Source organism: Roseicitreum antarcticum (assembly GCF_014681765.1).
Classification (GTDB): Bacteria; Pseudomonadota; Alphaproteobacteria; order Rhodobacterales; family Rhodobacteraceae; genus Roseicitreum; species Roseicitreum antarcticum.
Map to the genome: position 1 here is coordinate 180,685 of NZ_CP061502.1, position 19,174 is coordinate 199,858.

Below are 19,174 nucleotides of genomic sequence, written 5' to 3' on the forward strand. Positions count from 1 at the left end.
GTGGTGCCCTGCATGCGTTTCATGCGGGGCACGTGGCATGGTGAAACCGGGCGATCATGAAGATGCCCGGTACAAGATGCGGCGTGTGTCGGCTAAGCAAGCGCCTATGTGATGGATAGTAGCGATTTGAGTATATTTTAGTGCCTTTTTGTTTCCGTGGGCACATCATCTTCATGTTTCGATCGCGCAGAGGCGTGCAGCGGAGGAAAATCTTGTATGCACCTGAACTGCGCAAGATGACGTCCTCTGGCGTCACAAAAGCTTCACTATAAGCATCCCGTATTTCTGTTATCCATGAAATATGGAAACACTGATTCCCTCTCGTCTGTCCACTCTCGGTCATCCACAACGACTCGCGTTGTTTCGGCTTTTGATGCGGCGCTTTCCTGATCTGGTGCCGGCTGGGGAACTGGCAGATGCGCTCGGCCTCAAGGCATCGACCCTGTCGGCATATCTTTCTGCGTTGATGCAGGCGGGCCTGGTAACGCAGGAACGCGAGGGGACATCGCTTCGCTACTCTGTCGACATGGACGAGGTCAGGGGAACACTGGATTACCTGCTCTTCGACTGCTGCCGCGGGCGCCCGGACCTCTGCGCCCCTCTCACCCTGTCACCCAAATCGGGAACCCATCCCACGACGGATCGCAAATACAACGTCCTGTTCATCTGTACGGGTAACTCCGCACGGTCGATTTTCGCCGAGAGTATTCTTCGAAAACAAGCGGGAGACCGGTTCAACGCTTTCTCTGCCGGAACGCGGCCGGGTTCGCAGCTCAATCCCTTCGCCGTTCATGTTCTCAAGGAGAAGGGCCACGACATCTCGGTCTTGCGGTCCAAAGACGTCTCGGAATTTTCCGACCCGGACGCGCCGCATTTCGATTTCGTGTTCACCGTCTGCAATCAGGCGGCCAACGAAGAGTGCCCTGCCTGGGAAGATCAGCCCGTCACCGGCCACTGGGGAATGCCTGATCCGGTCAAGGCAGAGGGAAATGATGCCCGGAAGGCGCTGGCATTTCAGGAAGCCTATGGCGCACTGAAGCACAGGATCGATCTTTTCACTGCGCTGAACCTCGAATCCCTGAGCCGTCTGGCTTTGCAGTCGAGGATCGATGACATCGGCCGTAAACCCTCGGAGGAGTCTTCATGACCACTTACGCATTGAACGGCCTTGGCCGCATCGGCAAACTTGCCCTGAAGCCGCTTCTCGCGCGCGGTGTCAAGATCGCCTGGATCAACGATGCGGTCGGCGATCCGGCCATGCACGCACATCTGCTGGAGTTCGACACTGTGCACGGGCGGTGGGATGCCACTTTCGGGCATGATGCGCAGAGTGTGACAATCGACGGTACGCGGCTGCCCTTCATCGGCACGCGGGATCTTTCGGCACTTCCCCTCGACGGTGTGGACGTGGTCATCGATTGCACGGGTGTGTTCAAGACGGAAGCGAAGCTCGCGCCCTATTTCGAAGCAGGCGTGAAGAAGGTGGTGGTATCAGCGCCGGTGAACGACGGCGGCGCAGCGAACATCGTCTACGGGGTGAACCACAACATCTACGATCCCGCTGTGCACCGGATTGTCACAGCGGCCAGTTGCACGACGAACTGCCTCGCGCCAGTGGTCAAGGTTATCCACGAGGCGATCGGCATTCGCCACGGCTCGATCACCACGATCCACGATGCCACGAACACACAGACCATCGTTGACCGCCCTGCGAAGGACCTGCGCCGTGCCCGTTCGGCGCTCAATTCGCTGATCCCGACGACCACCGGATCTGCCACGGCAATCACACTGATCTATCCCGAACTGAAGGGCCGTCTGAACGGCCATGCCGTGCGCGTGCCGCTGTTGAACGCGTCGATCACCGACTGCGTCTTCGAGGTGGAACGGCCGACGACCGCAGAGGAAGTGAACGCGCTCTTCAAGAACGCGGCCGAGGGGCCGCTCGCCGGGATCCTTGGCTATGAAGAGCGGCCATTGGTCTCTGCAGACTACACGAACGACAGACGGTCGAGCATCATAGACGCGCCCTCCACCATGGTGGTGAACGGTACGCAGGTGAAGGTCTATGCCTGGTATGACAACGAGATGGGCTATGCTCACCGCCTCGTCGACGTGGCTCTGATGGTCGGGGCCTCGCTGTGACCGACCGGGCGCGCCCCGAGGGTCTCTCGGCCTACATCGCCGTCACGGCATCCTACTGGGCCTTCATGCTCACAGACGGCGCGCTGCGGATGCTGGTGCTATTGCACTTTCACACACTCGGCTTCACGCCGGTTCAACTCGCCTATCTTTTTGTGCTTTACGAGATCGCGGGGATGGTCACGAACCTGTCCGCGGGCTGGATCGCGGCGCGCTTCGGGCTGACGTCGACGCTCTATGCGGGCCTCGGGCTACAGGTCGCGGCGCTGATCGCGCTGGCGCAACTTCATCCCGAATGGGCGATTACGACCTCAGTCGCCTTTGTCATGGTGGTACAGGGGGCCAGTGGGGTAGCCAAGGACCTCGCCAAGATGTCCTCCAAGTCGGCCGTGAAGATCCTCGCGCCGACCGGAAACGGTGGGCTGTTCCGCTGGGTCGCGATCCTGACAGGATCGAAGAATGCCGTGAAGGGTTTGGGCTTCCTGCTCGGCGCGGCGCTGCTGGCCACTGTGGGCTTTGCCTCCGCAGTGTTGGCGATGGCGGCGGTCCTTTCCGTCATCCTTGTCGCTGTCCTGATCGCCATGCCGCCGGGGCTGCCCAAGGGCCGCAAGGGCGCGAAATTCTCTGAAGTCTTCTCGAAGTCGGCGAACGTCAACTGGCTTTCGGCGGCGCGGGTATTCCTCTTCGGCGCGCGGGACGTGTGGTTCGTCGTCGGTATTCCGATCTACTTCTACGCCGTGCTGTCCGACGGCACGGAAGAGGGCAACCGCGCCGCCTTCTTCATGATCGGCACATTCATGGCGCTCTGGATCATCCTCTATGGTGCTGTGCAGGCTTCGGCTCCGACACTCCTGCGTGCGTCCACGACGCCTGAGCGGGATCTTGTCGGCAAAGCGCGTGGCTGGGCCTGGACGCTGGCCGCGATCCCGGCGGCACTGACGGCGGCGGCGCTTGTCTCCGCCGAGCCGCAGCCATGGCTGACGGTCACGTTGGTGGCGGGTCTCCTCGCCTTTGGCGCGGTCTTCGCTGTGAATTCCGCGCTGCATTCCTACCTGATCCTCGCCTTCACCAAGGCCGAGCGCGTGACGATGGATGTCGGCTTCTACTACATGGCGAACGCTGGCGGGCGCCTCCTTGGTACCGTGCTGTCGGGCCTCACCTACCAGGTGGGTGGGCTGGCGCTGATGCTGGGAACGGCCACCGTGATGGTCGCGATCTCGGCGCTGGCCTCTGGCCGGCTCAGCCCTGAGCGCCCGGAGGTCACACCGGCATGAGCCTGATCGAGCGCTACCTGACCGACTGGGTTGGCTTGGCTATGCTGGCCGGTATCGCTGTCGGCACTTTGGCGCCTGTGTTGGTCGAGGCGGTCGCCGCCGCAGAGGTGGCGAGCGTCAACCTGGTGGTCGCGGTCCTGATCTGGGCGATTGTCTACCCAATGATGGCCGGTGACGACCCGGGGAGCCTGCGGGATGTGGTACAGCAGCCAAAAGGCCTTGCCTTCCCGCTCTCCGTCAATTGAGACACTACCCAGCTTTGGTGGGCCTTGCTTTGTCGCGGTATCGCAAATAAGCTGAAGCTGTTGGCTTGAAGTGCTTGCTTCACGGTCATCGAAACTGGTGGCCGGGCCCCTCTGGCGGAAGTGGCGGCGCTTTCGTGATGTCGGACACCGAATTATTTCCAGCCGTCTGGAACCAACTTCATCATGTCTGAAGCAGTGCTCTTCCATTGGAAGGCTTGGCACCATGTTGCGCCGGGCCAGTCCGTCGTTTGTCATCTATGGCGCGTTCTACCACCCGTTTTGTTGAACAGCGGGTTCGGGTCCTTCGTGACCGGGGGAGGGCGCCATGCATAGTCTGCCGCTTTATCAGCTTACCGTCATCGCCCTTGGGGCCATTGCCTTTGGCATCTGGCTGTTGATCAAAGGGGGCGACTGGACGGTGGATTCGGCGGTGGCCATCGCCGAGCGCTCGGGGCTTTCAAAGCTGTTCATCGCAGCCACGATTGTCGCCTTCGGCACATCCGCGCCCGAGTTGTTCACGTCGATCAATGCCAACCTGACAGGGTTTCCGGGCATCTCGGTCGGCAATGTCATGGGGTCCAACATCGCCAATGTGCTGTTGGTCCTGGGGGTTGCGGCGTTGATGGCCCCGATCGTTGTGGATCGAAAAGAGGTTCGGGTTGACACTCTGGTGATGATCGCCGCGACGATCATGATGTCGGTCGCGGTGGTGGCGGGTATTCTGCCCGTCTGGGGCGGTCTTGGAATGCTGGTGTGCATCATCGGCTACATCCTCTATCAATACAGATCGAGCAAGATTGACGTTTATGAGGAGCCGGACGGGCAGGGGGGGCCGAACCCCTACCTTTTTGTTCTGCTGGGGATCGGCACGTTGCTTATCGGGTCAGAGGTGCTTGTGCAGGGTGCCGTCGCGGGAGGGCTCGCACTTGGCGTCCCTGAAGCGGTGATCGGGATGACCCTGATTGCGCTGGGGACGTCGCTGCCCGAGCTGACGGCCTGTGTGGCGGCTGCGCGTAAAGGTCAGTCAGAGATGATTGTCGGGGGGATTGTCGGATCGAACATCTTCAACATCTTTTCGGTGATGGCGATCAGCGCGATGGTGCGCCCGCTGATCATCGAGCCGCGCTTTGCGCAGATTGATCTACCGGTGTTGGTTGTGGTGACAGCGGCATTCGCGTTTATCTTGTTGGCCTTTGGCCGCATTGGGCGGGTCGCGGGCGGCGTCATGGTTGCGGGATATGCGGCATTCACGCTGTTCCAGTATTGGGACACCCTGGCCTTGCTGTTCTAACCAGCGTGAGGGTGCTGGGTACATGTGGCCTGAATGGCCCGGACCCGCACCCTGCCATGCCAGGGTGCGCGATACGCGGAGCACTTCCGTTTTGTCGTTAGGAATTTGCCAGCAACAGCCGTGCTGCGCGCCGTTCTGCCTGGACATCCGGGTCGGGGTCCAGCCCCGCTGCCAGCAAGCGTTGGGTGTAGGGCATCGATGGGGCGTTGAAGATGTCCTGGGTTTTGCCCTGCTCGACGATGTGGCCCGCCTGCATCACCAGAACCCGGTCGGCAAAGTCGCGCACAACGGGCAGATCATGCGCGATGAAGATGAAGGACAGGCCCAGCCGGTCGCGCAATTCGCCCAAAAGGTCGATGACCTGCGCCTGAATCGACACGTCGAGCGCTGATACGGCCTCATCACAGATGATCATTTCCGGGTTGAGCGCGAGGGCGCGCGCAATGGCGATGCGCTGGCGTTGTCCGCCGGAAAACTGGTGGGGAAAGCGCGTGGCGTGGTCGGCGGTCAGGCCGACCTGTTCGAGCAGCGCCACCACCCGGTCGCGCCAGTGGCGGCGTTCCACGATGCCGGGGTGAATAGCCCATGCTTCGGACACCAGTTCATGCACTGACATGCGCGGATTCAACGATTGTGTGGGGTCCTGAAACACCATCTGCATCTGGCGGCGCAGGCCCGTCATGTCGCGGCGCGACATGGTCAGAAGGTTGTCGCCTTTCCACAATACCTGACCGTGCGTGGCGTCTTCCAGCCGCAGCACAAGGCGGGCGACCGTGGATTTGCCCGACCCGCTTTCGCCCACGATGGCCAGTGTTTCGCCTTTCATCAGGTCAAAACTGATCCCTTTCAGCGCATCAAAACCCCCGTAGGATTTGGCGAGGTCACGACACGACAGGAGCGGTTCGCTGGCGGTACTTGGCTGGCGCAGTGCGCCTTTGCCGGGCGCAGCTGCGACCAGCTTACGGGTGTAGGGATGGCCGGGGGTGTGATAGATGGCGTGCGGCGTGCCGCTTTCGACGATCTTGCCCTTCTCCATCACCACCACCCGGTCGGCCACGTCGGCCACCACACCCAGATCATGCGTGATCAGAACCAAACCCATGCCGGTTTCGGCTTGCAGGTCTTCCAGCAGGGTCAGAACTTCGGCCTGCACTGTTACATCCAGCGCGGTGGTTGGTTCATCGGCGATCAGTACATCGGGCTTGAGCGCCAGCGCCATGGCAATCATCAAACGCTGACGCTGGCCACCCGAAAACTGGTGGGGATATTTCCGCAGCGCCTGGTCCGGCTCGGGGATGCCCACGCGTTTCACGAGGTCATGCGCGCGTGCCCATGCCTCGGATGCGGGTCGGTCATGTGCGGTCATGGATTCGGCGATCTGCCACCCGACGGTATAGACCGGGTTGAAGTGGCTCAACGGGTCCTGAAAGATCATGGCGATCCGCTTTCCATTGAGCGCGCGGCGGCGTTCGTTGGACAAGGTCAGCAGATCCTGACCATCGAACCAGATTTCCCCTTGGGTGATTTCGCCGGGGGGGCAGTCGATCAGGTTCATGATGGCCGCAGAGGATACGGATTTCCCCGAACCGGATTCGCCCAGAATGGCAAGCGTTTCGCCCCGGTCCAGATGCCATGACACGTTGTCGACGGCCTGTACCGGACCTTGCGCGGTATGAAAGCGCACTGACAGGTTGCACACTTCCAGAAGATGCTCAGGCATTGCGCTTCTCCATTTCCAGGCGCCAGCGTTGGGTGGGGTCGAGGGCGACGCGCATCCATGATGACAGCAGGTTCAGCGACATGGTTGTGAGGATGATCGCAAGCCCCGGCCAGAAAGCCAGCCACCATGCCGAGGTCAGGTAAGCCCGCCCCTGACTGACCATCAGGCCCCATGTGATTTCAGGGGGCTGAATGCCGATGCCCAGGAACGACAGCGCGCTTTCGGCCAGCATGACAAAGGCGAAATCAAGCGTGGCGATGGTGATCAGCGTGGGCAGCGTAACGGGCAGGATATGTTTGAAGATGATCCGCCTGCGCGACGCGCCCATGACCTGCGCGGCCTGAACGAACATGCGTTCACGCACTTCCAGCACCTCGGCGCGGGTGGTCCGCAGATACACCGGGATACGGGTGATCGCCAGTACAAGGACAAGGTTGGCGACCGATGGTTCCAGAATATACAAGACGATGACGGCCAGCAGCAACGAGGGGAACGACATGATCACATCGGCCAGCCGCAAGATGACCTCTGCCCAGATGCGCCCGGCATAGCCCGCCAGAAGCCCCAGAAACGTGCCGATCGCCAGTGAACAGACAACTGCACCGGCCGCGATCATCAAGGTGTTCTGCGCGGCGACCACGATGCGCGCCAGGAGCGGACGCCCCAGTGCGTCGCCGCCAAGGATATAGAGCCAGCCACGATCCAGCGTGAACGGTACGCTGTTGCGGGCGCGCAGGTTCTGACCACTTGCCGCATCGGCCAGCAGCATCGGCCCGAACAGCGCGCACAGGATCATCAGGCAAAGAAAGCCGGCGGCGGTGAAGGCAAATTTGTCGGCCCAAAGCAACGCCAGCATGCGATGTGACTTTGACCGAACCGGGCGGTGCTGTGTCGATAACTCAGTCATAAGGGCCTTCACTTCCGGATGCGGGGGTCAAGCAGCGCATAGGATAGGTCGATCAACAGATTCATGATGAATATCGCAAGGGCGGTGACCATGATGGCGGCAAGGATCACATTGAAATCGCGCTGCAGAATGGCGTCGATCATAAGTTTGCCGACGCCGGGGAAACCGAAGATGGATTCAACCACAACTGCGCCGTTCAACAGGGCGGCGGCCTGATCGCCCATCACGGTGATGACGGGCAACATGCCGTTGCGCAGGGTATGAACGAAAATGATGCTCTTGCTCTTTACCCCCTTGGCGCGCGCCGTTTTGACATAGGGCGACCCCAGCGCGCTGAGCATCGACCCCCGGACCACCTGCAAGATCAACCCGAAAGGGCGGATGAACAGCACCGCGACCGGCATGATCCAATGCCATATCGTGCCGGTGCCGGATGTGGGCAGCCATCCAAGTTGCAGCGAAAACAGCACAATCGCCAATATCGCGACCCAGAAATCAGGTGCGGATGCGCCGACAAGGCTGAGCAATGAGGCGAAACGGTCGAACTTGCTGCCGACGGTGAAGGCGGCGACGGAGCCTACAAAGATGGCGGCGACTGCAACCAGTGACATGGTGATCAGGGCAAGTTGCAAGGTCCAGACGAAGGCTTCCAGCACAATGTCGAGTGCGGGGCGGGCGCGTCGCAGGCTTTCACCGAAATCGCCGCGTGCCAGATCGGCCATGTAATTGCCGAACTGCACCACAATAGGGTCGTTCAGCCCGTGAAGCGCGCGAAAGTTCTGCCGCATTTCTTCGGAGGCATCGACCGGCAGAAACAGCGCTGCCGGGTCCCCCGTCAAGCGGGACAGAAAAAAGACAAGGACGACCAGCCCCAAAAGCGAAATCAGGCTGGTCAGAGCCCGTTGTCCGATCTGTTGTTTCATGCGTTCCTCCGCCAGTTATGCGTGCTGCGCAAAGGATGCCCCTTGCGCAGCACGATGGGTGCTAGACGATCACTCCAACCCAATTTCGGACAGCTGCAGCGAGCTGTTTGTGGCGATTGTCGGGGTAAAGCTGATGCTTTCGCTGACACGGGCAAACCCGACCATATGGAACAGCAGCACATCAGACACGATCTCATCATGCAACAGCGCGAAGAGTTCGGACCAAAGAGCTTCGCGTTCATCGCCGGTGGCTGCGGTGGCCTGATCGATCAGCGCATCAACACGCTCATCATAGACCCCTGATTGCCGACCTTCCGAATGGTATTTGAAATACATCGAAAACACCGGATCGCCGCGCGAGTTGTCGTGTTGCGCGCCGATCAGGTAGGGCGTGCCTTCGACGTAGGGGCGCGAGTAGAATTGCTCGTGCTCGGCCACCTCGACCATTTGCAGCTTTGCGTTGAAACCGGCTTCGGTCAGCATGGCGGTGATCGCTTCATAGAGTTCGGTTGCGCCGGGGAAGTTGCCGATGCGTCCGACGACCATGAATTCGGTGTCTACCGCAACGCCATCGGCTTTGGCTTCGGCCAGCAGCGCGCGTGCCCCTTCGGGATCATAATCGACGGTCGTCAGGTCGCCGTTCCAGCCCAGTGTGGTGGGTGGTACCACCGCAACGGCGGGGATGGACCCGTCCGGCAAGATCGTCCCGATGAACGCTTCGCGGTCGATGGCCATGTTCAACGCTTGCCGCACCCGGACATCGCCAAAAGGCGCTGTCATCTGGTCGATACGCAGATAGGTGGTTTCAGAGTTCGGATACGAGAAGTCGGTTGCCGGGTTTGTCGCTTCCAGGGCCGAGATTGAAGGTGCGATATGCGCCTCGCCGGTCTGAACCATAGCGGCCCGCACCGAAGGCTCTGAGCGGAATACATAGGTTGCAGCGCTGACGTCGGACGCTTCGCCCCAGTAATCGTCGCGGCGTTCCAGCCGGATGCTTTGCCCGACATTCCATTCGGTCAGCTGGTAGGGGCCCGTGCCGATTGGGTCACGGGTGAATTCCATGCTGGTTTCCGACGGCACAATCGTCAACAACGTCATCAGCAAAGGCATGATGGGCTGTGCAGGGTCGGTGCGGATGTCTAGTGTCAGGTCATCCACTGCAGTAAGCTGCATGTCGATGCCTTCATAATAGCGCGAAATCTCGCAGCTGTTGGCATCGGATTGCGTGCGCTCGAATGAATGCACCACATCGCCTGCGTCAAAGGCTGTCCCGTCCGAGAATGTCACGCCATCGCGCAGCATGAAGCGCCAGGTGTTTTCGTCAACCAGCTCCCAGCTTTCGGCCAGTCGGGGCATGACGCCGCCATCGCCGCGCACATCAAGTTCCGTCAGCGTTTCCGAGATGTTTTGGAGCACGACCCGCCCGATGTTCGAGCGTGTTGCCATGCAGGGGTCGATCAGGTCCAGCTCTTCGCTGAGCACAATGGTAACTTCGCTGTCTTGCGCCATCGCCGGTCCGGCCATGGCGGCAGCGGCGAGCAGCGTTGCCGCCAGATACTTTCCTCGTTTCATTCTACCCTCCCTGGGATCCAATGTCGCGCCATGCGAATTATCCGCAAGGCCGAAATGAACGCTATCCCCTGCCCGCTGCGGCCAATGCCGATCGCGCAATATACAGGCGACAGTACGACCATATTGGTAAACTTGCAAACAACTGTCAAACCGTTTCTTTAAGGCAGAAAATATCTTTATAAATCGGGTTTCTCCAAGTTGATTGGAGGTTTCTGGCGATATGAACCTGGCAGGATACAATTTTGTATTGACAAATTTACGACTGATGCGGCACCTTTGGCAAACACTGACATGGGGAATGAACGTGCTGACACCAGATCAGATTGCCAAACAGATGATGGGTGCGCTGGCGCCATTTGGTGCGCATGCCGGGGCGATCCTGGCCGCGCCGACAGTCCAGAACCATGCGGCATTCCTTGCGCGCTGGTCCGATGGCGCGTTGATCTGCGCATGGTTTGGTGGTTCGCTTGAAGGCAAATCCGATATTTCAATCCACGCGGCGATCCTGGATGAGGGCGCAGCGCGCTGGTCTGCCCCGTCGCGCATGACGGATCTTCCGGACCGGTCCGAGCAGAACCCCGTGCTGCATGTCATGCCGGGCGGGCAGGGGTATTTGTTCAACACGGCGCAGCCTGCGGGCAATCAGGATCAGTCGCGGGTTTTCATGCGCCGGGTAACCCGTGACGGCGACAGTCTGATCGCCGGCCCGGCGCGTGACATCGGCTTGCCGGATGGCACCTTCATCCGCGCGCCGCTGACCATTCGCGACGATGGCGCGTGGATGCTGCCGCTGTTTCTGTGCAACCCGCGCGAAGGGTATCGGTGGACCGGCGCGCATGACAGCGCGGCGATGGCCGTATCGGAGGATGCGGGTGAGACGTGGTCTGTCACTCATGTACCTGGATCGGCCGGGGCGGTGCATATGACGCCGATCGCATTGGGGCAGGAGCGCATGGCTGCGTTCTACCGCAGGCGGCAGGCCGATTTCGTGCACCGCAGTGAAAGCCATGATGGTGGCCGAAGCTGGTCTGCACCCGTGCCAACCGATGTGCCCAACAACAATTCATCCATCGGGGTCGTGCGATTGGATAATGGTCTGTTGGCGATGGTCTGCAATCCGATGTCGGCGGCACAATCCACCGCGCGCCGCCAGTCGCTGTATGATGAGTTGGAAGGGGATGACACGCGCCCCGACGCGACGGACGGTTGCGCGCCGATCTGGGGGGTCGAACGCGGGCCCTTGTCGTTGTGCCTGTCGGCGGATGGCGGGCGCAGTTTTCCCTTCCGGCATATTGTCGAGGATAGTCCCGGCACCTGCCTGACCAACGACTCGCTGGATGGGAACAACAAGGAATTGTCCTACCCGATGATCCTGCCTCGGGCGGATGGCGGGTTGGAGGTTGCTTATACGTTGTATCGCCGCGCCATCCGGCATGTACGCCTGTCGCCAGATTGGATGCGCAGGATCTGCGCCGAGGCCATGTTGAAAGGAGCCCCCCAATGAATGCCATGGACACACCGCTTTGCCTGCACCAGCCGCGGCGGGTCGAGATTGGGCGCGGTGCCGTGGCCCGCGTGGGTGCTTTTGCGGAAGGTGCTGTGCGGTGCCTTGTCATCGCAAGCGGCCCCACTGCCCAATATGTCGACCGGCTATGCCTGCCCGGTCATGTCGAGGTGATAGATTCCGTCCCGCCAGAGCCCGACCTGCCCGCTTTTGATGCCGTGCTGGAAGTTGCGCGGCGCGTGCAACCTGATCTGGTGGTGGGGCTTGGCGGCGGGTCCGTCATGGATGTCGCCAAGCTGGTGGCCGCGCTTTGGGATGGGACGCAGGCGCTGTTGGATGTTACCGGACCAAACCGCGTCGCCGGGCGACGCACACGGCTTGCCCAAGTTGCGACCACTGCCGGTACCGGGTCCGAGGCCGGGACACGCGCGCTGCTGACTGACCCCGATACACATGCCAAGATCGCGGTGGAAAGCCCGCATCTGCTGGCCGATCTGGCCGTTCTGGACCCGGAGCTGACGTTTTCCGTGCCACCCGCCGTGACGGCCGCGACCGGGGTAGATGCCATGGCGCATTGTGTCGAGGCATTCACGAATATCCGCGCACATGCCTTGATCGACGGGTATGCGCGGTTGGGGATTGACCTTGTCGGGCGCTATCTGGCCCGCGCGGTCGCTGACGGGCAGGACGGTGAGGCGCGCGCGGGAATGATGCTTGCGTCCTATTATGGTGGGCTTTGTCTTGGGCCGGTCAACACCGCCGCAGGCCACGCCTTGGCGTATCCGCTGGGCACGCGGTTGAAGTTGCCGCATGGCCTGGCCAATGCGATCATCTTTCCGCATGTCCTTGCCTTCAACGAATCCGCCAGCCCGGAAAAAACCGCCGAGGTTGCGCGCGCCCTTGGCCTGCCTGGTGGCGGCGCGGCCCGGCTGCTTGACGCGGCACACGGTTTCTGCGCGGGTCTGGGGCTGGAGATGCGGCTGTCCCAGCATGGGGCGCAGGCCACCGATTACGCGCTATGGGCGCAAGAGGCCCATGCCATTCGGCGGCTGATGGATAACAACCCGCGCGACATGTCGGTGGCGCAGGTCGTCGAGATTTATACCGCTGCCCATTGAGGCATTGAGAGGATTTGCCATGACCCCGACTGCCTTTGTGGCACTTGTCACCTGTTTTGACGGTGATGAACGTCTTGATCTGACCGCAACGCGCGCGCAGGTGCGCAGGCAGGTCGCTGCGGGGAATGCGCTGATGGTCGCTGGCACCAACGGCGATTTCACCGCGCTGACACATGACGAGAAGATCGCGCTGGTCGAGGCCGTGGTGGACGAGAGTGCGGGCAAGGTTCCGGTCTTTGCCAATGCCGGGATGCCCGCAACCTTTGAGACCGTTCAGCTTGCGCAGGCTTTTGAACGCGCAGGGGTGGATGGAATCGCGGTGATAACGCCGTTTTTCATCGCCTGTACCCAAGACGGGCTGGAGCGGCATTTCACCCGCGTGGCGGATGCCGTGCAAACGCCGGTCTACCTGTATGACATTCCAGCGCGCACGCAGAACCACATTGAGCCGGCAACGGCGCGGCGCCTGGCGGCGCATGGAAACATTGCAGGGATCAAGGACAGCGGCGGTGCGCAGCAAACGTTGGAAGACTACATGGCCATTGGTCGCGATATGCCCGGGTTCAAGGTGTATTCTGGCCCCGATCATCTGATTTTGTGGGCGCTGGGGCAGGGGGCCGCAGGGTGCATTTCGGGCCTTGGGAATGTAATGCCAGACACTTTGGCGCAGATCATCGCTGCGCATCGTGCCGGCGACAGCGCAGGGGCCGAGGCGGCGCAGGCACGATTCACCGCGTTCAGGACCGAGCTTTATGCGCTGGGATACCCGCCCGCGTTGGTCAAACGCGCGCTCTGGTGCATGGATTCTTCGGTTGGCACCAGCCGAGGACCTGCGTTGTTGCCAGTCGCCGATCAGGACCAGGCGATCCGCGAGATCCTGCGACGTTACGATTTGTCCTGAAGCGACAGATCCAGCAAGCTGGCGCCGAACAAGCGGTTGCGTGAATGTTCGATATGAGCATGCATCACCGTCTGGGCGCGGTCAGCATCCTGTTCCTTGATCGCATCGAAAATCGCGCGGTGTTCGGCAAGCACCTCTTCCAGTGCAGCGGCGCCATCGGACATCAGCGATTCGCCGTGCAGCTTCATGCCGACGTGAATATGCTCGCGCAATGCGCGCAGGGTTTCGACGAAGTAGGAATTGTTTGACCCGCTGGCGACGGCGACATGAAAAGCAAAATCAGCGTCTTCCCGGTGCATTCGAGAGCCGGTCGCATCGGCCAGCATGTCAAGCGCGCGCTGCATGTCGCCCAGCACAACCAGATTGCGGCGCTTCGCCGCCATCCCGGCGGCAGCGGATTCGACGGTCAGGCGAAATTCGTAGCACCGCTGTATGTCCGCGATGGTTTCCACCTTGGCATAGCCCAGCGGGTTTGCCTGTTTCAGCCGGACAAAGTTACCCGCGCCCTGCCGCGAATAGATCAGCCCTTCTTCGCGCAGCCGTTCAAGGGCCGCGCGCAGGATCGGACGCGAGACGCCGAATTGGACGGACAGATCCGTTTCCGCTGGTAGTTTCTCGTTCGGGCTGAAATCGCCACGCATGATCCGCGTATGCATCGTGTCATACACCTTTTCGGCAAGGCTGGTTCGCGGACGCGTCTGCGATTGTTCGGTCATCGGTACTATCCTAACTAATAAGCCCATTATTCTCAGACAAGTGGCGCTGCAACGCAAGCTGCGTCAGTATCTGGGGCCCGCCAAACCCGCCGGATTTGGTGATAATATCCACACTGCCCCAAGGCAGGTTTGCCTGACAGATCGGCAGCCCAGGCGCGATCTCGCCCTTGAGGTCTAGCATATCGACGCCAAGGCGCGCGAGCAGCGCATCCGCAGTTTCGCCGCCTGCGCAAATGATGGTGCGCGGTTGGGCCTTTGACACTGCGTCCAGTGCCCCATCTGCAAAGCGCATACTTGCCTTGGCCGCCGGGCAGGGCGCATTGCCCGGGGCAATGGCCAGCAAAAACGGATCGGTATCGGTGTCACATGCGGGGACCCAGCCGTTCGGCGCACGATGAATGACCGCGCCGTTTTGCGCCAGATCTTCCAGCTGCGCCAAGGTGATCGGATCGCGTGAGCCGATTACGACGGCAATGCGTCCAACCAGGGGCGTGGGTTCCGGCAGCGGCTGAGCATAGGTTGCCCGTGCGAGTGCAAAGGCCAGATCGCTGGCTCCGATCCACAGCGTGTTCGACGCCAGACCCCATTTTGCGACGGCTGTCTCCAGATCCTGCGCTGTCTGGATGTCCGGGCAATGGGCTTTTGTCCCAAGCCGCGCGGCGATGGAAATGGGCGTCAAGATACCCTGACCCATAAGCTGACCTGCAACCTGAAACCGTCCCATCCGGGGCAGGGCGGGGGCGGCAAGGCATTCGGCGCGCCCTGCCAGGTCTGCCAGTTCGCGCGCTTCGGGGCCGGGATGCCCTTTCAGGCGTGAATCGACCTTTTTGATCAGAACCGGGATGCGGTGCAAATCCAGCATAGCGGCGATTTCATGCAAATTGGCGCGCGCCGCGCTTTCGTTGATTTCACGACTGGCGGTGTTCACTGCAATGACTTCCGCGCCGGATGCGATGCAGGCTGGCAATGTCGCGATCTTGCGCGCCGCGCAGACGCGATGACCCGCGCGCGCGAAGGCAACCGCAGCGTCCAGCGTTCCCGTCAAATCATCCGCAATGATCAGCACGTGCGGCAAGAAATCCCCTTTCAGCGCAAACTTGTAAAGCTTATAATTGATGATGGAAGGGCAAACAACACTATATTTTTATGGTTTTTTGTCAAAAGTTCAGGAGTTATCTTGCGAGTTCTTGTAACGTATTTACCCATAGGTTATCAGGGTGTGGAAATCATGGGAGGGTGCCTATGTCCAAATTGATCGTTATCACTATGGGAGACCCTTCGGGCGTCGGGCCTGAGGTGACGGCGCGTGCCTTGGCGACATTGTCGCCTGCAGACCGCGCGGCAATTACCGTGATCGGGGACCACGGTACAATGACGCGCGCCGCAAAGGTTTGCGATATTGCGTTGCCTGTTATCGCGCCGGACCACGGTGGCGATGGGCTGCGGGTTGCGCATGTCGCGGTGGACGGCTTGCCCGGTCGCTTCGGGGTGTTGGATGCTGCCTGCGGTGAGGCGTCTTACCGATACATCGCCCGTGCGGTTGAAATGTGTCAGACAGGGGCGGCGGGGTGCATCGTGACGGCGCCCATCAACAAGGCGGCGCTGAATGCGGCGCGGCACCATTATGACGGGCATACCGGGATGCTCGCACATTTGACCGGTGCGCCGTCATCATGGATGTTGTTGGCGTCCGAGCGGTTGAATGTGCTGCATGTGTCAACCCATGTGGCGCTGCGCGACGCGATCACGCGCGCCAGCACCGAGCGTGTCCTGGCCACCATCCGGAAGGGAGCCGCGCATCTGAAGCGGATGGGGCTGGAAAACCCACGGATCGCGGTGGCCGGGATAAATCCGCATTGTGGTGAAAACGGGCTGTTCGGCACCGAAGACGATGATTTCATTCGTCCAGCTGTCGAGGCCGCGCGCGCGGAGGGCGTGAATGTGGACGGGCCGGTTTCAGCTGATACCGTGTTTCACCGGGCCTATCAGGGCGCGTATGATCTGGTGATCGCGCAATACCATGACCAAGGCCACATTCCGATCAAGCTTGTGGCGTTTGACACGGCGGTTAACGTTTCGCTTGGCCTGCCGATCAACCGTTGCTCGGTCGATCATGGCACAGCATTTGATATTGCTGGTACGGGTAAGGCAAACCACGTCAATATGCTAAGTGCATTGGATTACGCGCAACGGCTTGTCGCGGCGCAAAATCCAGCCTGACGCTGCCGTTGGGCAATGATTTGAGGGTTGGCCCCCGTGTTCGGGGACAACGCCCCTTATTTTCGTCCAATTGGATGCATTTTGCTGCGATGGAACGACTTTGCCCCTGCGGCCCGCAAGGTGAGTTCTGCAATTTTCCATCCACCCGCAGTACGGTGGAACCGATGATGATATTGCGCCCATAATTCACTGTCAGGCACATCGGCCTGGTACCGGTGCCAGGCGTAGAGATAGCAAATGCTGTTTGCCTGATCGGCGTCCTCGAATGTTACCACGATGTTTGAAACATGGTGCGAGGTCGCCGCGAAAGTGTCGTGGAGACCCCGTGCGATGGCAGGGGCAATCGTTTCGATGCCCTGCATGGCTGGAAATTCTGGCCCATAATCAACAATCGCATCAGCAGTAAACAGGGCCGCAACCGCGTCTGGTTCGTTGCGATTGAAGTGAAAGCAATAAGCATGAATTACATCAGCGATGTCAGATTTATCGAGCAGGTGCTGCAAGCGATCGGAGGTGGTCAAGTCATGTTCCTTTTGTTGCAGTCCGCGCGGTTTTTGCGCAAAAACAAGAAGCGGGCTCCTGGCTGAAACTTGCACGCCCGTGGGGAGATTGTCAGTTTAATTTCGTCGGTTTCAGAATTCATCCGTCGGCCGATGTTCAGGGCCCAACGCGCCGATGCATTTTGTGAAGCGCTATAGCGCCCGGGGGCGTTTCTGCCGCTCGGCGCGGGCGGTTGTCTTTTGGCGGAGGAGGCACCACGGGGGAACCTGACTGCCCATCAGACGCGGCTAGCAACAGTCGCACATGGGGCGGCAAAGCTGACGATTCCGGACGAATGCCGCAACGCTAATGCCACGACAATCCGGAAGTGATGCCCTGCGCGCTGTGGGCCTGAAAGCAGATGCGGTTTCGCCCTTCGGTCTTCGCGCGATACAGGGTCCGGTCTGCGGCTTCAATTATGGCCCCCGGCAACACCATATCAGGCGCAAGTTGGTCGCTGCTGGCAATTCCAATGCTGACAGTTACCCTCAATTTCTTGCGGCCATCACTAAAGTCGCGCATGAAGATTTTCTCGCGCAGCCGCTCGGCAATGATCAATGCATCGGCGCTGTCGGTATCTTTGAGGATGACCGCAAATTCTTCGCCACCATAGCGACAAACGATATCGGATTTACGCGACATTTGTTTGATCTCCTCGGCCACCTCTTGAATGACGCTGTCACCAACCGGATGGCCATAGGTGTCGTTGATGTGTTTGAAATGGTCTATGTCCACCATCAGCAACGACAACGCGCCCGGGCGACGCCGCAGGGCAGATACCTCTGCGCCAAGGTGGTCATCCAGATAGCGGCGGTTCCAAAGCCCGGTCAACGCATCAATCTGCGCTTTGGTGCTGAGCATGTCGTGATAGCGTTTTGTACGCAATGCCGACCGCACGCGCGCTTTAAGTTCGACCCCGTCGAATGGTTTGGTCACATAGTCGATCGCGCCCAGTTCAAACGCTTTCACTTTGGTCGCAACGTCCAATATCCCGGTCAGAAAGATCACCGGGATACCCACAAGGTCTTTATCCGCTTTCAACTGGGCACACAGCGTCAGCCCGTCGATATCGGGCATATCCAGATCAAGAAGTATCAGATCTGGCTGATGCGTTTTGGCATCGCTCAACCCGTCAACTGCGTTGTACGCATGATGGATGGTCAACCGTTCCGAACCCAGCCTGGCAGGGACCAGCAGATGGATATCGGGTGAATCGTCGACCAAGAGGACGGATTGAGAAAGCGTCTGGGTCACTACGTTACCTTTCACTTCCGAACCTGCGCACAAACCTGCGCCAAGCCTTCAAGCGTTGACATCAGGCCGTCCGTGTTGTCGGCCGCGCGCGCGGCTTTTTCCAGGGCCGCCGCGGCATGACTTACGGGCGTAAACCCATAACCGCCGGCCGCCCCGCTAAGCTGATGGGCCAGCCGCGTCATCCCGCCAAGGTCGTCGCAATCTGCGGCGGTTCGAAGGGCGGCGACATGGCCCGGCAACTGGTCCACAAAACCTGCGACAAGCATCTCCATCTCCGGATCATCTGCGTAACTGCTGTAAAGGGGGGCGATTGCCGCGTGTGCCTGCGATGCGCCGTCACCTGTCGGGGTGTGGATCTTTTCGGCAGCGCCGTCATTGCCACCGCTCAGGTAGGTTTTGACTACGGCGATCAGGGCGTCGCGGGCAATGGGTTTGGTCAGGTAATTATCGCAGCCAGCGTCTATGCACCGCGCGCGCTCGACTTCGGTGTCATCGGCGGTCACCGCGACAATTACCCCCGGGTACCCCATTGCGCGCAATTTGGCTGTTGCGACGTCGCCATTCATCTCGGGCATTTGGATATCCATGAGTATCAGATCAAATGCAGCACCTGTGTGCAGTGCCTCCATCGCCCGTGCGACGGCAAGCGCGCCGTTGCCGACAATTTCCACTGCCAGCCCTTGTTGCCGCAGGATTGTTGAGAGCAGCATCTGGTTAAACATGCCATCTTCAGCGAGCAAGATACGCCGTTGCAGAACGGGGGCTGCCTTTTCAGGTGCGCCACATGCAGATGCCACAAGCGTGGCACCCCTTCCGCCAGCATTTTCTGATGCGGTGGTTTGCATCAAGC

17 protein-coding genes and 1 pseudogene are annotated in these 19,174 nt (G+C 60.3%); 9 read left to right on the forward strand and 9 right to left on the reverse strand.

Annotated elements, in window-relative coordinates:
- Window positions 1-301: 301 nt before the first annotated feature.
- The 5 genes and pseudogenes from H9529_RS19385 to H9529_RS19405 all read left to right on the forward strand — a co-directional run bounded on the left by H9529_RS19385 (window position 302) and on the right by H9529_RS19405 (window position 4,949).
- Entirely contained in the window at window positions 302-1,147 is an 846-nt protein-coding gene (locus H9529_RS19385; RefSeq protein ID WP_092888857.1) for an arsenate reductase/protein-tyrosine-phosphatase family protein, read from the forward strand.
- A complete protein-coding gene (locus H9529_RS19390; protein WP_092888854.1) occupies window positions 1,144-2,142 on the forward strand; it encodes an ArsJ-associated glyceraldehyde-3-phosphate dehydrogenase in 999 nt (332 codons plus the stop codon). Before H9529_RS19385 ends, H9529_RS19390 begins: the two co-directional genes overlap by 4 nt.
- Window positions 2,139-3,413: an organoarsenical effux MFS transporter ArsJ gene (arsJ, locus tag H9529_RS19395; protein ID WP_092888851.1), complete on the forward strand. Its 1,275-nt coding sequence runs from the start codon at window positions 2,139-2,141 to the stop codon at window positions 3,411-3,413. The genes H9529_RS19390 and arsJ overlap by 4 nt, the downstream gene beginning before the upstream one ends.
- Window positions 3,410-3,655: pseudogene (locus H9529_RS19400) on the forward strand (arsenical-resistance protein); the annotation flags it as partial. The gene arsJ and the pseudogene H9529_RS19400, both read left to right, overlap by 4 nt.
- A gap of 328 nt (window positions 3,656-3,983) precedes the next feature.
- Entirely contained in the window at window positions 3,984-4,949 is a 966-nt protein-coding gene (locus tag H9529_RS19405) for a calcium/sodium antiporter (RefSeq protein ID WP_092888848.1), read from the forward strand.
- Window positions 4,950-5,046: 97 nt separating this feature from the next.
- On the opposite strand, the gene H9529_RS19410 is transcribed toward H9529_RS19405, so the two are convergent.
- The 4 genes from H9529_RS19410 to H9529_RS19425 all read right to left on the reverse strand — a co-directional run bounded on the left by H9529_RS19410 (window position 5,047) and on the right by H9529_RS19425 (window position 10,071).
- On the reverse strand, window positions 5,047-6,669 hold the full coding sequence (locus H9529_RS19410; RefSeq protein WP_092888845.1) for an ABC transporter ATP-binding protein: 1,623 nt from the start codon (window positions 6,667-6,669) through the stop codon (window positions 5,047-5,049).
- Window positions 6,662-7,576 (reverse strand): ABC transporter permease, encoded by a 915-nt coding sequence (locus H9529_RS19415; protein WP_176847068.1) that lies wholly within the window; start codon window positions 7,574-7,576, stop codon window positions 6,662-6,664. Before H9529_RS19415 ends, H9529_RS19410 begins: the two co-directional genes overlap by 8 nt.
- 8 nt (window positions 7,577-7,584) lie before the next feature.
- Window positions 7,585-8,499: an ABC transporter permease gene (locus tag H9529_RS19420; protein WP_092888839.1), complete on the reverse strand. Its 915-nt coding sequence runs from the start codon at window positions 8,497-8,499 to the stop codon at window positions 7,585-7,587.
- Between the two features lie 69 nt (window positions 8,500-8,568).
- Entirely contained in the window at window positions 8,569-10,071 is a 1,503-nt protein-coding gene (locus H9529_RS19425; protein ID WP_092888836.1) for an ABC transporter substrate-binding protein, read from the reverse strand.
- 307 nt (window positions 10,072-10,378) lie between these two features.
- Here H9529_RS19425 and H9529_RS19430 point away from each other — a divergent pair, with 307 nt between their 5' ends.
- From H9529_RS19430 to H9529_RS19440, 3 genes are read left to right on the forward strand one after another with little or no spacing between them, the layout of a single operon-like run.
- Window positions 10,379-11,575 (forward strand): sialidase family protein, encoded by a 1,197-nt coding sequence (locus tag H9529_RS19430; RefSeq protein WP_176847100.1) that lies wholly within the window; start codon window positions 10,379-10,381, stop codon window positions 11,573-11,575.
- Window positions 11,572-12,693 (forward strand): iron-containing alcohol dehydrogenase, encoded by a 1,122-nt coding sequence (locus tag H9529_RS19435; RefSeq protein ID WP_092888830.1) that lies wholly within the window; start codon window positions 11,572-11,574, stop codon window positions 12,691-12,693. Before H9529_RS19430 ends, H9529_RS19435 begins: the two co-directional genes overlap by 4 nt.
- Before the next feature lie 19 nt (window positions 12,694-12,712).
- On the forward strand, window positions 12,713-13,594 hold the full coding sequence (locus H9529_RS19440) for a dihydrodipicolinate synthase family protein (RefSeq protein WP_092888827.1): 882 nt from the start codon (window positions 12,713-12,715) through the stop codon (window positions 13,592-13,594).
- Here the strand turns inward: H9529_RS19440 and H9529_RS19445 are convergent.
- Together H9529_RS19445 and H9529_RS19450 are read right to left on the reverse strand one after the other, a co-directional pair.
- Complete coding sequence (locus H9529_RS19445; protein ID WP_092888824.1) at window positions 13,579-14,310, reverse strand: FadR/GntR family transcriptional regulator; 732 nt, start codon at window positions 14,308-14,310, stop codon at window positions 13,579-13,581. The two genes, H9529_RS19440 and H9529_RS19445, sit on opposite strands and share 16 nt — an antisense overlap.
- 10 nt (window positions 14,311-14,320) lie before the next feature.
- Entirely contained in the window at window positions 14,321-15,376 is a 1,056-nt protein-coding gene (locus tag H9529_RS19450; RefSeq protein ID WP_223814441.1) for a four-carbon acid sugar kinase family protein, read from the reverse strand.
- Between the two features lie 176 nt (window positions 15,377-15,552).
- Between H9529_RS19450 and pdxA the strand changes: the two genes are divergently transcribed.
- Window positions 15,553-16,530, forward strand: coding sequence for a 4-hydroxythreonine-4-phosphate dehydrogenase PdxA (gene pdxA, locus H9529_RS19455; protein ID WP_092888818.1), 978 nt, complete (start codon window positions 15,553-15,555; stop codon window positions 16,528-16,530).
- Window positions 16,531-16,586: 56 nt separating this feature from the next.
- Here pdxA and H9529_RS19460 read toward each other — a convergent pair whose 3' ends face one another.
- The 3 genes from H9529_RS19460 to H9529_RS19470 form a co-directional block, all read right to left on the reverse strand.
- On the reverse strand, window positions 16,587-17,051 hold the full coding sequence (locus H9529_RS19460) for a nuclear transport factor 2 family protein (RefSeq protein WP_176847066.1): 465 nt from the start codon (window positions 17,049-17,051) through the stop codon (window positions 16,587-16,589).
- A 325-nt stretch (window positions 17,052-17,376) separates the two neighbouring features.
- Window positions 17,377-18,324, reverse strand: a complete 948-nt coding sequence (locus tag H9529_RS19465; RefSeq protein ID WP_176847064.1) for a diguanylate cyclase — start codon at window positions 18,322-18,324, stop codon at window positions 17,377-17,379.
- An 11-nt stretch (window positions 18,325-18,335) separates the two neighbouring features.
- Window positions 18,336-19,064 (reverse strand): response regulator, encoded by a 729-nt coding sequence (locus tag H9529_RS19470; protein WP_263399463.1) that lies wholly within the window; start codon window positions 19,062-19,064, stop codon window positions 18,336-18,338.
- Window positions 19,065-19,174 lie beyond the last annotated feature (110 nt).